Source organism: Plantactinospora sp. WMMC1484 (assembly GCF_049315195.1).
GTDB lineage: Bacteria > Actinomycetota > Actinomycetes > Mycobacteriales > Micromonosporaceae > Plantactinospora.
Genome location: NZ_CP186055.1, coordinates 1,419,683 through 1,433,483, shown reverse-complemented (window position 1 = coordinate 1,433,483; position 13,801 = coordinate 1,419,683). Strand labels below are relative to the sequence as shown.

The window sequence follows — 13,801 nt, the reverse complement described above, 5'->3', positions numbered from 1 at the left end:
GGATGCACCACACCACAGTCCTGCTCATCGAAGTGGGCGCGCTGCTGCTCGCTCTGGGACTGCTCAGCCGGCTCAGCCGGCGGATCGGGCTCTCGCCGATCCCGCTCTATCTGCTCGCCGGGCTCGCCTTCGGGCACGGCGGGTTGGTGCCCCTCTCGGCCAGCGAGGAGTTCTTCCAGGTCGGTGCCGAGATCGGTGTGATCCTGCTGCTGGTCATGCTCGGCCTCGAATACTCGGCCACCGAGTTGGTCGGCAACCTGCGGGCCGCGGCACCGGCCGGCCTCATCGACGGCCTGCTCAACGCGCTGCCCGGCGCGGCGTTCGGGCTGCTGCTCGGCTGGGGCTGGATCGGCGCGCTGGTGCTGGCCGGAGTCACCTGGGTCTCCTCGTCCGGCGTCGTCGCCAAGGTCCTCTCCGACCTCGGCCGGGTCGGTAACCGGGAGACCCCGGTCATCCTGTCTGTGCTGGTCATCGAGGACCTCGCGATGGCCCTCTATCTGCCACTGGTCACCGCGATCCTCGGCGGTCAGACCCTGCTCCGCGGCGGCATCGCGCTGACCGTCGCCGTCTTCACCGTGATGCTGGTGCTGGTGGTGGCGATTCGGTACGGCCATTTCATCTCCCGGCTGCTCTCCGCCCAGGATCCGGAGGCGCTGCTGCTCGGCGTGCTCGGGCTGACCCTGCTGGTCGCCGGCATCGCGGCCGGACTCCAGGTGTCGGCGGCGGTCGGCGCGTTCCTGGTCGGCATCGCGCTCTCCGGGCCGGTGGCGCACAACGCCACGGAGCTGCTCTCGCCGCTGCGGGATCTCTTCGCCGCCGTCTTCTTCGTCTTCTTCGGGCTGGTCACCGACCCCCGGGCGATCCCGCCGGTGCTGCTGCCGGCGCTGGCCCTGGCCGTGATCACCATGGCCACCAAGGTGCTCACCGGCTATCTCGCGGCGAAACGGGTGGGCATCGGACTGCCCGGCCGGTGGCGGGCCGGACTGGCCCTGGCGCCCCGGGGCGAATTCTCCATCGTCATCGCCGGACTCGCGGTCGCCACCAGTGTGGTCAACCCGGAACTCGGCCCGCTGGCCACCGCGTACGTGCTGATCACCGTGGTGACCGGCCCGATGCTGGCCCGGTTGCCCGACCTCGCGTGGTTCAAGCGGTGGCTGCGCCGTGCCGCGGCGGGCGGGCCGACCCCGGCGACCGCGACGGAGTGAGCCGGGCGGCCGTCGTGCTCCACATGTCGGGATCGCTGTCCGGCCAATGCCCCCTAACCGTAACGGGTTGATGAAATGACACATGGCGACTCTTTCGCAGATTGGCGACAGCGCGTTACCGTGTCGCCGCAATAGCCAGAGGTCTTGCGGGGGCCGGGTGCCCGGCAGCCGCGCGAGCGGAAAGGCGGCCCGTTGAGCGTGCAAGACTCCGCGTTCCGGGGCTTTGCCAACCCGGTGGATCCATCACCCGCCGAGCTGCGGGCGTGGGCCTACGAGCCAGATGCGGTACCGCTGCACACCATGCCGAAGGACTGGGACCTGCTCGTCACCGGCGACCGGCTGATCAACACCCTGTTCGAGCTGGCGATGGACCGGTCGTGCCCGGCCCGGCGCTTCGCGCTGCACTGCCTCTACATCTACGCGGCGGACGGCATCCGGACCAAGTTCCAGGCCCATCCCAAGCGGCGCCTGCGGAAGCTGGTCGAGCAGGCCGAGCGGATCGGTGACGAGCCGATGACCACCTGGGCACACAACACCCGGATGCTCCAGGCCAGGCCGGAGCTGTTCGACTACCACGACTGGTGCGAAGGTGGCCTCGTCCGCCAGGGCCGCCGGCTGAGCTGACCCGCGATGGGCCGGGACCCCCCGTGGACCCCGGGCCACCAGTTACCGCCGGCGCGGAGTACGGGATGTCTGGCATACGTACTGGAAGCCCCGTGCCGCCATGGCCACCGCCGTCCGGCCGGCGACCGCGGCGGAAGTCCGCACCACCGGTCAGGGTACTGACCGCATCGGGCGGACGCGGTGGAATTCGGCAGTCGGCAGCGTTGTCGGCGGGGTCGCCAGGAAGAGCTGGCGCTCGCACCATCCGTGGACGAGCGCCAGCGGTGATCCTCACGTGAGCGGTCGCGACGCCGGCCGGCGAGCACCGTGCCGACATACGCCGGCCTCTCAGCAGGTCGGCGCCGGGACCTGGTCGGGCGGAGCGGCCTAGTCGCAGTGCAGCCAGTTGAAGTGGTACGTGGTGCTCACGCTGCCGTCGGTGGAGTCCATCATCATGAAGCTGGTGGTCGTCGGCTTCGACGTACCGCGATTCACCCGCAGCTCGGTGTTGATGTTGAGGTAGCGGATCTCGCCGCAGGGCGCGTAGGTCAGCTCGGCCATGTCGGTGAGGTCGGTCGTCTGCCAGCTGTCACTGAGTGGGCCGGTGAAGGAGTGCGTCCGGGCGTCCGTCGGTGACGTGCCCTGGATGTAGTAGCTCGTCCGCTGCATGCCGCTGGCGCCGCGTTCGAGGTGGGCGAAGCCGCGGTAGTCGGCCTGCCGGATCGCGTACGTGAAGCCACCGGGGATCTTGACCTCCAGGACGAGCTGGCAGTTCTTCCTGAAGTCGGTCGGCGCGGCGCCGGCCCCTGCCTGGGCGAGGTAGTCGCTGTAGGTCACGGTGAAGGCCGTGTTGTCGGGGGCGGTGGCGACCGCCGCGGTTCCGAGCCGGCAGCCCGATCCGTTGACCGTCTTGATCTCGACAGTGATGCGTTCGGACGGGGGGTTCGTGGTGGGCTCGGGGTCGTCGATTACCGGCATGCCCATCAACGAGGCCGCCAGCGTGCCGATGAGTAACGTGTGCAGCATTTCCGGTGCTCCCTTCGATCACCGTCGCGCGGGCTGTTGCCCGCGCGGCTGTTCCCAACTCCAACCGTCGGTTGGATGACCCTCCCTGCCGGCACCCGCAGGCCGGCGAGCCGGCCGCTCGGGCGCCCGCTTCCGGGGCCGGGACGCCGTGGACGGAGCCTGCGCGTCCCGACCCGGAGGCACCGCGTCAGTCCTCGTCACATTCCTTCCACGCGAAGTGGTAGATCGTGCTGATCCCGCCGTCCGTGGAGTCCATCGTCATGAAGCTCGTGGTGGTCGCCGGGTTGGAGGTCCCGACGTTCACCCGCAGCTCGGTGTTGATGTTGAGGAAGCGCATCTCGCCGCAGGGTGCGTAACTCACCGAGGTGAGCTCGGAGGTGTCGGTCGTCTGCCAGCTGTCGTCCAGCGGGCCGCTGAACGAGTGGTTCTTGTACGTCGTCGGCGACGAGCCCTGGAAGTAGTAGTTCGCCCGGGACACGGCGGACGCACCGGGCGCCAGATATGCGTAGCCGCGGTAGTCGGCCTGGAGGATCGCGTAGGTGAAGCCCTCCGGCACGTGCACCTGCAGGGCCAACTGGCAGTTCTTCCGGGCGTCGGTCGGCCGTGCCCCCACGCCGACCTGGGCCAGGTAGTCGCTGTAGGTCACCGTGAAGGCCGTGTTGTCGGGAGCGACGGCGACGGCCGCGGTCCCGGCCGGACAACCCGAACCATTGATGGTGATGACGTCGATTTCAATCTTCTGGTCCGGAGGCTCTACGGGTGGATCCGTCGGGATGACAATCGGGCCGGCAAGCATCGAGGCAACGAGGCTGCCAATGGCCAGCACATTGATCATGGGTTCCCTCCCGATCGTTGCGATAATGTCGCGCGCGTGCATTAACTTTAGCGCCTCATATTGATCAGCGTCAATATGTTTGTGATAAATGCAGCGACGATCGACGGGAATGATGTGAAGTGGGGCACCGAAAGCCTAAGACCCCCCGGGTCGGTCGATGGACACTACAATTCCATCGACCGCCCCGGGGGGCCTTATTTCGCGCTAACCCGCAGGCCGTCGCCGAGCGGCGAGGCGCGGCATTGGCTCAGCACTCCCTCCAACTGAGGTGGTAGACACTGCGCACACTGCCTCGGCTCTGGTCCATCGCCATGAAGCTCGTGCCACTCTCGGAACCCCCGGCGTCCACCCGCAGCTCGGTGTTGACGTTGAGGTTGCGTTCCTGGCCACAGGGCGCGTAGACCAGCCCTGCGGCGCGGTCCGTCGTCTGCCATCCGCCGGTGTACGGGCCGGTGAACTCGTGAGCCACCGAGGTGGTCGGCGAGGTCCCCATGAAGTAGTAGTGCGAGTGCTGCGAGCCGTCGGCCCCCCGCTGCAGGTAGGCGAAGCCCTGGTGGTCCACCTGGGCCACCGCGAAGGTGAAGCCCTGCGGGATCTGCACGCGGAGGCTGAGCTGGCAATTCTTGCGGGATTCGGTCGGCTTCGCTCCGGCACCGGCCAGGACGAAGTAGTCGCTGTAGCTAATCGTGAAGGCCGTGTTGTCGGCTGCGGTGTTCACCTTGGCCGTCCCCGCGGGGCAGCCTGAGCCGTTGACGGTCTCCACGCTGATGGTGATCCTCTCGTTCGGGACCGCCACAGGCTGGGTGGGTGCCATCGGGACAAGCAGTGCCGCGAGTACGCCGCCGACAGCCATCACGTTGGACATGGTAATTCCTTCCGGTCGTCGCGATGCGGTCGCGCCCGCAGCCCACCATAGTCAAGGCATTGATATCCGTCAATTAAGTAATCTTGGTCCCATCCACATTTTCGAGAAAGACGATCATTAACTCGTTCACATTGCAGGCATTCGCGGGGCCACGCCTGGAGCGCGGCGCCCGGAAGCACTACTCGGCATCTCGTCGACCGCGTCCGCACCGGCCCACGGCGACAAGAAGCTTCATGACCTCAAGGGTGTGCGACGGAAAGGTCCGGGACCCGACCGGGCTCCGGATCCGACGTCACCCGCCATAGACGGTGCAACCTCGGCGGTGATCCCGGGGTAATGGTTTCGGGACGTCTTCTCGCGCCGGATTCCAGGATTCGGACGTAACGTGCCTGAAACACCCGCAGTAATGGTTTTCGGAGCATCCGGTGAGTTGCCGGCGGTAACGCGTCGATTGGTTGATTGGTGACAGCCGCGGCCGAGGCAAACCCTTCGACCGGCGGCGCCGGGCCGACCTCGGCGCAAAGCTGCGGGCCGCCCGCGAGGCCGCCGGCCAGGCGAGACGGCGCGCCAGCGCCGGAGATCAGGCGGACGGCTCGCCGGTGCGGCGGGGGCGCCAGACGACCAGCGCCGTCGACGGACGGGTGGTCGGCACGAGGTCCCGTCGGGGCAGACCGCCGCCCAGTGCCTCCAGCTCGGCCATCCGGCGGTAGGCGGCCGTCAACTCGGCCTCCAACTGGGCCACCCGCTGCTGGAGGTCGTCGACCATCTGCTCCAGGACGATGATCCGCTTGATGCCGGCCAGGTTGACCCCGTCGTCCTGGCTGAGCCGCTGCACCTCGCGGAGCAGGGCGACGTCCCGGGCGCTGTACCGACGGCCACCGCCCGGGGCACGACCGGGCTGCACCAGCCCCATCCGGTCGTACTGGCGCAGGGTCTGCGGGTGCATGCCGGCCATCTTCGCCGCGACCGAGATCATCAGAACCTTGGCGTCGGACGCCTGCTCGATCGAGACGACGACGTACTCCCCAGCCACCTTGATCACCTCCGCGATGCCAACAGCTCAGTTGAAACGACGCACCCGGGCGTCCAGATGTTCCCGGCCCGCCGCCGGGGTCTGCGCGGCGAACTCCTCCAGCGCCTTGCGCGCCTCGGCCGAGAGCTGCTCGGGGACCACGATCTCGACGGTCACCAGCAGGTCACCGGCCTGGCCGTCGCGGCGGACCACACCCCTGCCCCGGGCCCGCAGCGTACGGCCGCTCGGAGTGCCCGGCGGCACCCGCAGGGTCACCGGGGCGTCCAGGGTGGGCACCCGCAGGTCCGTCCCGAGCACCGCCTCCGCGATGGTGATCGGCACGGTCAGCGTCAGGTCGTCCCCGCTGCGCCCGAAGAGGTCGTCCCCACGGACCTTGACCAGCACGTAGAGGTCACCGGGCGGCCCGCCCCGGTCGCCGGGCTCACCCCGGCCGGCGAGCCGGATCCGCTGGCCGTCAGCGACGCCGGCCGGAAAACGGACGTTGAGCGTACGGGACTTGGTCACCCCGCCGGTGCCCCGGCACTCCGGGCACTTCTCGTCCACGATCGTGCCGACGCCCTGGCACTCCCGGCACGGCTCGGAAAAGCTGAACGAGCCCTGGTTGCGGGTCACGACCCCGGCGCCGCGGCACTGCGGACAGGTCCGGGGCAGCGTTCCCGGCTTGGCGCCGTCACCGTGGCAGGTGTCGCAGACGCCGGGCGCGCGCAGCGTCAGCGGCACCGTGACGCCGCGTACGGCATCGTCGAAGTCCAGCATGACCTCGGCCTCCACGTCCCGGCCACGGGCCGGGCCACGGGTCCGGGTCGGCCCGCCGCCGGAGAAGATCGAGCTGAACAGGTCGGAGAAGCCGGCACCGCCGAACCGACGGTCGCCGCCGTCCGTGCCACCCGGTTGCCCCATCCCACCGAAGAGGTCGGAGACGTCGAACGGATAGCCGCCCGGCCCGCCGGCCCGGGCGTTGCGGCGGAACGCGCCCGATCCGAAGAGCGAGCGCATCTCGTCGTACTCCTTGCGCTTGCGGGGGTCGGCGAGCACGTCGTACGCCTCGGATACAGCCTTGAACCGCTCCTCGGCGGCGGTGTCGCCCGGATTGTGGTCCGGGTGCGATTCGCGGGCCAGTTTGCGGTACGCCTTCTTGATCTCGTCAGCGGAGGCGGACCTGGCCACCCCCAGCACGGCGTAGAAGTCCTTCTCCAGCCAGTCTTTGGAACTCATCGGTCGTCCACCTCCTCTCCCCGTGGCGCGGTCGAGGTGCCGCTCCCGGCCCGCCCGACGGACGGGACCCGGATGGCACCTCGACCGCGACCCACCGGCTCAAATCCGCTCCGGCTCACCCTGGCCCCTCCGGCGCACCGGCGCGCTCACTCCGGCTCCGGGTCGGCCACCGCGACCAGTGCGGGCCGCAGCAGCGAGTCGTTGACCTGGTAGCCACGGCGCAGCACGTCGACGCAGGTCGGCTCGGTGACCTCGGCCGAGGTCTGGTGCGCGACCGCCTCGTGCTGGTTGGGGTCGAACGGGTCGCCCTTCTCACCGAACGGGGTCAGTCCGAACTTTGCCAGCGCCGTGGTCAGCTGCTCCGCCACGGTGCCGAACGGCCCGACCAGGTCACCGTGTTCGCGGGCCCGGTCCAGGTCGTCGAGTACGGGTAGCAGCGCGGCCAGCACCACCCGGGTGGCCCGGTCCGCGTCCCGGGCCCGTTCCCGATCCATCCGCTTGCGATAGTTGGCGAACTCCGCCGTCACCCGCTGGAGGTCCCTGGTCCGCTCGTCCAGCTCGGCCCGGAGGGCCCCCAGTTCGGCGCCGAGCGGGCCGGGTCCGTCGTCCTCGGCGGCGCCGCCCTCGACGACGGGCTCGGCCGGGGCGTCCACCACCGGGCCGTCCGTCTCCGACGGCCGCTCCGCCGCCAGCACCTCGGCGAGCTCGGCGTCGTCGACAACCGGAGCGGCCGGGCCCGGGTCGGTGGCAGCGGCGTTCCCGGCCGGATCGGTCGTCGCGCCGCCGACCACCTCCGGCCCGCCCTCGACCGACTCCGCATCGTCGACCGCACCGGCGGCGCCGGTGGAGCCGGTGTCGTCGACCTCGCCGGCCGACATGACCTGCTCGGCTTCTCCGGCCGGCGGCTCCGGGTCCGGATTCGGGTCCTTCGCCGCCAGCTCGACCCCCTCCGGGGTAGCGGCCCCGGCCTCCCGATCGGAGTCCGGGGCACCACCGGTCAAGTTGATCTTCCGGTTGTTCCGGATGACGACGCCCTCCCCGGCCGTGCCCTCGGCACGGCCACCGGGCGTGGAGCCACCCGGCGCCGACCCGGTGGTCTCCGGATCAGCGGCTCGTGGCTTCTCCGTCATACAACTACCTCGATCCGTCGTGCGTACGGCCAGCCCGGGTACGGGAGGAGCTGGTGGTCACTTCTTGTCGTCCTCGTCGACGATCTCCGCGTCCACCACGTCGTCGGCTCCGCCCTTGGCGCCGGTCGGCCCGGCCTGCGGACCACCCGCACCGGCGGCACCGCCGCCCGCACCCGGCTGACCCTGCTCGGCCTGCTGCTGCGCGTAGAGCAGCGAACCCGCCTCCTGGGATGCCTTGAGCAGCTTTTCGTGCGCCGTCTTCACACCCTCCAGATCGGTCCCGCCGAGCGCGGAGCGCAGGTCGCCGAGCGCCTCATTGATCTTGTCACGCTGGTCGGCCGGAAGCTTGTCACCGCTCTCGGCGAGGAACTTCTCGGTCTGCCACTGGAGCTGCTCGGCCTGGTTGCGGGTCTCCGCCTCCTCCCGGCGCCGCTTGTCCTCGTCGGCGTGGTCCTGGGCGTCCCGCATCATCCGCTCGATGTCGTCCTTCGGCAGCGCCGAGCCGCCGGTGATGGTCATCGACTGCTCCTTGCCGGTGCCGAGGTCCTTCGCGTTGACGTGCACGATGCCGTTCGCGTCGATGTCGAAGGTGACCTCGACCTGCGGCACGCCGCGCGGCGCCGGCGGCAGGCCGGTCAGCTCGAAGGTGCCGAGCTTCTTGTTGTACGCCGCGATGTCCCGCTCGCCCTGGAAGACCTGGATCAGCACCGAGGGCTGGTTGTCGTCGGCGGTGGTGAAGACCTCGGAGCGCTTGGTCGGGATGGTCGTGTTGCGCTCGATCAGCTTGGTGAAGATGCCGCCCTTGGTCTCGATGCCCAGCGACAGCGGGGTCACGTCCAGCAGCAGGACGTCCTTGACCTCGCCCTTGAGCACGCCGGCCTGCAGCGCGGCACCGACGGCGACGACCTCGTCCGGGTTGACGCCCTTGTTCGGCTCCCGGCCGGTGAGCTGCTTGACCAGGTCGGAGACGGCCGGCATCCGGGTCGAGCCGCCGACCAGGATCACGTGGTCGACGTCGGAGACCTTGACCCCGGCGTCCTTGATGGCCTGGTCGAACGGGCCCTTGCAGCGGTCGAGCAGGTCCTGCGTCATCCGCTGGAACTCGGCCCGGGAGAGCGTCACGTCGAGGTGCAGCGGCGCCGACGGCGCACCGTCGCCGCCTGCCGGACCAGCCGTGATGTACGGCAGGTTGATGCTGGTCGTGGTGGCGGCGGAGAGCTCGATCTTGGCCTTCTCGGCCGCCTCGCGCAGCCGCTGCATCGCCATCTTGTCCTGGGAGAGGTCGACGCCGTGCTGGCCCCGGAAGGTCTTCACCAGGTGGTCGATGATCCGCTCGTCCCAGTCGTCGCCACCGAGGTGGTTGTCACCGCTCGTCGACTTGACCTCGATGACCCCCTCGGCGAGCTCCAGCAGCGACACGTCGAAGGTGCCGCCGCCGAGGTCGAAGACCAGGACGGTCTGCTCCTTGGAACCCTTGTCCAGCCCGTACGCCAGCGCCGCCGCGGTCGGCTCGTTCACGATCCGCAGTACGTTGAAGCCGGCGATCTCCCCGGCCTCCTTGGTGGCGGTCCGCTGGGCGTCGCTGAAGTACGCCGGGACGGTGATCACGGCGTCGGTGATCCGCTCGCCCAGGTACGCCTCGGCGTCCCGCTTGAGCTTCATCAGCGTCCGGGCGGAGATCTCCTGTGAGGTGTACTTCTTGCCGTCGATGTCGACGGACCAGTTGGTGCCCATCTCCCGCTTGACCGACCGGATGGTCCGGTCCGGGTTGGTCACCGCCTGGCGCTTGGCGACCTCGCCGACGAGCACCTCGCCGTTGCGGGCGAACGCGACGATCGAAGGAGTCGTCCGCGAGCCCTCGGCGTTCGCGATGACGGTGGGCTCACCGCCCTCGAGAACGCTGACGCAGGAATTCGTCGTGCCGAGGTCGATTCCGACCGCACGTGCCATCTTCGCTTCCTCGCTTCGTTACAAGGCAGGTGACGGGCACCGCCCGCAGCGCACCCACCGCAAGTTGAGTGGACCGGACTCAATAGTGCCACGATCTCCGGGAGGTGCAAAGTCGGAGTTGAGCCACATCGACGCAACCCCCTTTGGGGCATCGACAAGGGTTTACGACGATCCGGACAAGGGGTCCGAGAACCGGCGGCCGGCGACGCGCTGATCCATAAGCAACCGTGCCTGTTGTCTGTGTTGCAGGGATCGGGCAGTCTTTACCCGTGACGACCCACGGCGAACCGGCCACCGGCCTCGACACGCCCCCGGTCGGTCCAGTCTCCCGCATCAACCGCACCGGCTCCGAGCCGGCCGACACCACCCCGGCGCCCGCCGCCGACACCACGCCGCCTTCCGGCGACACCACGCCGCCACCCTCCGGCGACGCCGCCGCCGAGCTGCGCTGGGCGCTGACCCGGCTGCGCGCCGCGATCGACGTCACCGCCTACCCGCTGACCCTGCCGGGAGCGGACGAGGCCCGCCAGCTCGCATCGGCGCTCCGCGCCCAGCTCGCCGACTACCTGCTGCCCCGGCTCGCCCGGCTCGACGCCCCGCTGCTGGTGGTGGTCGGCGGCTCTACCGGTGCCGGCAAGTCGACCCTGGTCAACAGCCTGGTGCAGGCCCGGGTCAGCAGCGTCGGCGTGCTCCGGCCGACGACCCGGTCGCCGGTGCTGGTCTGCAGCCCGCTCGACTCGGCGTGGTTCCGGCAGGGCGAGCTGTTGCCCACCCTCACCCGCACCACCACACCGGGCGATCGGCCGGACAAACTGCACCTGGTCACCGCGCCCGCCCTGCCGGCCGGGCTGGCGTTCCTGGACGCCCCGGACATCGACTCCGTGGTCGAGGCCAACCGGACACTCGCCGCACAGCTCCTCGCCGCCGCCGACCTCTGGCTCTTCGTCACCACCGCCGCCCGCTACGCCGATGCGGTGCCCTGGGAACTGCTGCACACCGCCCGGCTGCGCGGGACCGCGATCGCGCTGGTCCTCGACCGGGTGCCCCCGGCGGCCGCCGAGGAGGTGACCGCGCACCTCACCGAGATGCTGGCCGCACACCAACTCGATGCCGCGCCGCTCTTCGTCCTGCCGGAGGCCGTGGTCGACGGCCAGGGGCTGCTGCCGGGACGGCTGACCGAGCCGCTGCGCGCCTGGTTCGGTCGGCTCGCCGCCGACTCCGAGGCCCGTGCGGCGGTGATCCGGCAGACCCTCGACGGCGCGGTCGGCGCGCTCGGCCCGGCCGTGGACACGCTGGCCACCGCCGCCGACCAGCAGGCGACCGCAGCGCAGGCGCTCGACGAACGGGTCCGCAGCGGCTATCGCGGTGCCCGCCGCTCGGTGGAGGAGGCGCTGCGGGACGGCCGGCTGCTCCGGGGCGAGGTGCTGGCCCGGTGGCAGGAGTTCGTCGGCACCGGCGAGCTGTTCCGCACCCTGGAGGCACGGGTCGGCCAGCTCCGCGACCGGATCGTCGCGGCGGTGACCGGCCGGCCCGCCCCGAACGTCCAGCTCCGGACCGCGATCGAGTCCCAACTCGTCACGCTGCTGCGCGAGACCGCCGCGACCGCGGCCGAACAGACCGCCGCGGCCTGGCAGACCCATCCGGCCGGCGCCGCACTCCTCACCCCGGAGCTGTCCCGGCCCGGCGACGACCTGACGGAACGCGCCGAGCGCCTGGTCCGGGACTGGCAGCGCAGCGTGCTGGAGCTGGTCCGCTCCTCCGGCGGCGACAAGCGCTTCGTCGCCCGCAGCGCGGCGTACGCGGTGAATGCCACCGGACTGGCCGTGATGATCGCGGTCTTCGCCAGCACCGCCTTCATCCCGACCGGCCTGGAGGTGGCTGCCGCGGGCGGCACCACGGTCGCCGCCCAGAAGGTCCTCGAAGCGGTCTTCGGCGACCAGGCGATCCGCAGCCTGGCCAACCGGGCCCGGGCGGAGCTTCTGGGTATGGTCGACCATCTCTTCGACGAGGAGGCGGCCCGATACCTGGCCCGGACGGCGGCGGCCGGTGTCGACGCCAGCCACGGCGACGAGCTGCGCACGGCGGCCCGGCTGGTCGGGGAGGCCCGGCCGGTCGGAGGGGAGGCGGCAGCCCGATGACCGACATCCTGGGCAGGGTCCGGGACGCGTTCCGCACCGACCAGCGGGCCGACCCGGACCGGCTGGTCGAGCGCCTGCACGCCATCAACCGGTTTCTGCACACCGTCGACGGTCACCTTCCGGACGAGCGGCTGGTCGCGGCGCACACCCTCGTCGAACGGGCCGGCACCCGGCTGGCCCTCTCGCTCAACCACACCGTGGTGGCGCTGGCCGGCGCCACCGGCAGCGGCAAGTCCAGCCTCTTCAACTCGCTGGCCCGGTTCGAGATGTCGCCGGTCGGGGTACGCCGGCCGACGACCGGGGTCACCCACGCCTGCGTCTGGGGGCCGCTGGACGGCGCGACCCGGCTGCTCGACTGGGTGGGCGTCCTGCCCCGGCACCGGTTCGTCCGGGAGAGCGCACTGGACGGTGCGGACGAGGCCGCCCTGCACGGCCTGGTCCTGCTCGACCTGCCCGACTTCGACTCGGTCGAGTGGTCGCACCGCACCGAGGTCGACCGGCTGCTCGGCCTCGTCGACCTGGTCGTCTGGGTGGTCGATCCACAGAAATACGCCGACCGGGTGCTGCACCGCGGCTACCTGCGGGAGCTCCACCGCCACCGGGACGTCACCGTCGTGCTGCTCAACCAGGCGGACCGGCTACAGCCGGACGAGCTGCCCCGGGTCCTCGCCGACCTGCGCCGCCTGGTCGACGCCGACCAGCTCAGCGGGGTGCCGGTGCTCGCCACCTCGGCGCTCAGCGACACCGGCACGGCACCGCTGCGGTCGGTTCTCGAACAGGCCGTCGCCGAGCGGCAGGCGGCGCTGCGGCGCCTCTCCGGCGACGTCGACACCGTCGTCGAAGGGCTCGCCGACCTCGTCGGCACCGATCGGGCCGACGGCGACGTGGACCGGCCGACGATCCGCCGGCTGATCGACGCGCTCGCCGGTGCGGCGGGCGTACCGGCGGTGGCGGAGGCGACGGAGCAGGCGTATCGGCACCGGGCGGTGGCGGCGACCGGCTGGCCGCTGGCCCGGGGGCTGCGGCGGCTCCGCCCCGACCCGCTGCGCCGGCTGCACCTGGGCGACGGCGTGGACGGGGACCCGGCGCCCCTGCCCGCCAGCGCCGGGCTCGGCATCCAGCGACCGCCGCTGGCGGCGACCTCGGTCCCGGAACCGACCGCCGCGCAGCGCTCCGCGGTCGGGCTGGCCCTCCGGGCGGTCGCCGACCGGGCCGGCACGACCCTGCCGGCCCCCTGGTCGGCGGCGGTGGCGACGGCGGCCCGCTCCCGGCTGGCCGACCTTCCCGACGCACTGGACCGCGCCGTGGCCGGCACCGATCTCGGGGTGGAGCGCCGGCCGGTCTGGTGGCGGGTGGTCAACGCGGTGCAGTGGCTGGTGACCGTCGCCGCCACGGTCGGCCTCGGCTGGCTGATCCTCGGTTACGCGGTACGCGCCCTTGGGCTGCCGGAACTCGACTACCCGATGGTCGGGGTGGTGCCGCTGCCCACGGTCCTGCTCCTCGGCGGCCTGCTCCTCGGCGCGCTCCTCTCCCTGCTGGCCAAACCCGTGATCAGGTGGGCCGCCCGCCGCGCACGGTGGCGGGCCGAGGGCCGGATGCACGACGCGGTGGCCGAGGCGGCCCGGGGGTATGTGGTGGCACCGGTCCGCGAGGTGCTGCGCGCGTACGCCGAGGCACGCTCCGCGCTGGCCGTGGCCGCGAAATCCCGATGACCCCCGTACGCCCCACACGCTCCCGACCTGACCAGCGCCGATCCGCCCGCCGGCCGCGCCCCGCCGCCGCTGGGCCCGGCCGGTACCGG

At 71.2% G+C, this 13,801-nt stretch carries 11 protein-coding genes; 4 read left to right on the top strand and 7 right to left on the bottom strand.

The window, feature by feature from the left end; translation table 11 throughout:
• Positions 1-2: 2 nt before the first annotated feature.
• Entirely contained in the window at positions 3-1,205 is a 1,203-nt protein-coding gene (locus ACN28C_RS06300; protein WP_422772620.1) for a cation:proton antiporter, read from the top strand.
• A gap of 192 nt (positions 1,206-1,397) precedes the next feature.
• Positions 1,398-1,829, top strand: a complete 432-nt coding sequence (locus ACN28C_RS06295) for a hypothetical protein (protein WP_422772619.1) — start codon at positions 1,398-1,400, stop codon at positions 1,827-1,829.
• A 366-nt stretch (positions 1,830-2,195) separates the two neighbouring features.
• Here the strand turns inward: ACN28C_RS06295 and ACN28C_RS06290 are convergent, their stop codons facing one another.
• From ACN28C_RS06290 to dnaK, 7 genes are all read right to left on the bottom strand, one after another.
• Positions 2,196-2,834, bottom strand: a complete 639-nt coding sequence (locus ACN28C_RS06290; RefSeq protein ID WP_422772618.1) for a DUF4360 domain-containing protein — start codon at positions 2,832-2,834, stop codon at positions 2,196-2,198.
• Between the two features lie 187 nt (positions 2,835-3,021).
• Complete coding sequence (locus ACN28C_RS06285) at positions 3,022-3,669, bottom strand: DUF4360 domain-containing protein (RefSeq protein WP_422772617.1); 648 nt, start codon at positions 3,667-3,669, stop codon at positions 3,022-3,024.
• A gap of 247 nt (positions 3,670-3,916) precedes the next feature.
• On the bottom strand, positions 3,917-4,534 hold the full coding sequence (locus ACN28C_RS06280) for a DUF4360 domain-containing protein (protein WP_422772616.1): 618 nt from the start codon (positions 4,532-4,534) through the stop codon (positions 3,917-3,919).
• A 580-nt stretch (positions 4,535-5,114) separates the two neighbouring features.
• Positions 5,115-5,510: a heat shock protein transcriptional repressor HspR gene (locus tag ACN28C_RS06275; RefSeq protein ID WP_422774549.1), complete on the bottom strand. Its 396-nt coding sequence runs from the start codon at positions 5,508-5,510 to the stop codon at positions 5,115-5,117.
• Positions 5,511-5,594: 84 nt separating this feature from the next.
• Positions 5,595-6,782 (bottom strand): molecular chaperone DnaJ, encoded by a 1,188-nt coding sequence (dnaJ, locus tag ACN28C_RS06270; protein ID WP_422772615.1) that lies wholly within the window; start codon positions 6,780-6,782, stop codon positions 5,595-5,597.
• Between the two features lie 146 nt (positions 6,783-6,928).
• Positions 6,929-7,912: a nucleotide exchange factor GrpE gene (gene grpE / locus ACN28C_RS06265; protein WP_422772614.1), complete on the bottom strand. Its 984-nt coding sequence runs from the start codon at positions 7,910-7,912 to the stop codon at positions 6,929-6,931.
• Positions 7,913-7,969: 57 nt separating this feature from the next.
• Positions 7,970-9,862, bottom strand: coding sequence for a molecular chaperone DnaK (dnaK, locus tag ACN28C_RS06260; RefSeq protein WP_422772613.1), 1,893 nt, complete (start codon positions 9,860-9,862; stop codon positions 7,970-7,972).
• Between the two features lie 269 nt (positions 9,863-10,131).
• Here dnaK and ACN28C_RS06255 point away from each other — a divergent pair, with 269 nt between their 5' ends.
• A complete protein-coding gene (locus ACN28C_RS06255) occupies positions 10,132-12,000 on the top strand; it encodes an ABC transporter (RefSeq protein ID WP_422772612.1) in 1,869 nt (622 codons plus the stop codon).
• Complete coding sequence (locus ACN28C_RS06250; RefSeq protein WP_422772611.1) at positions 11,997-13,712, top strand: GTPase; 1,716 nt, start codon at positions 11,997-11,999, stop codon at positions 13,710-13,712. The genes ACN28C_RS06255 and ACN28C_RS06250 overlap by 4 nt, the downstream gene beginning before the upstream one ends.
• The last annotated feature ends 89 nt before the right edge of the window (positions 13,713-13,801 follow it).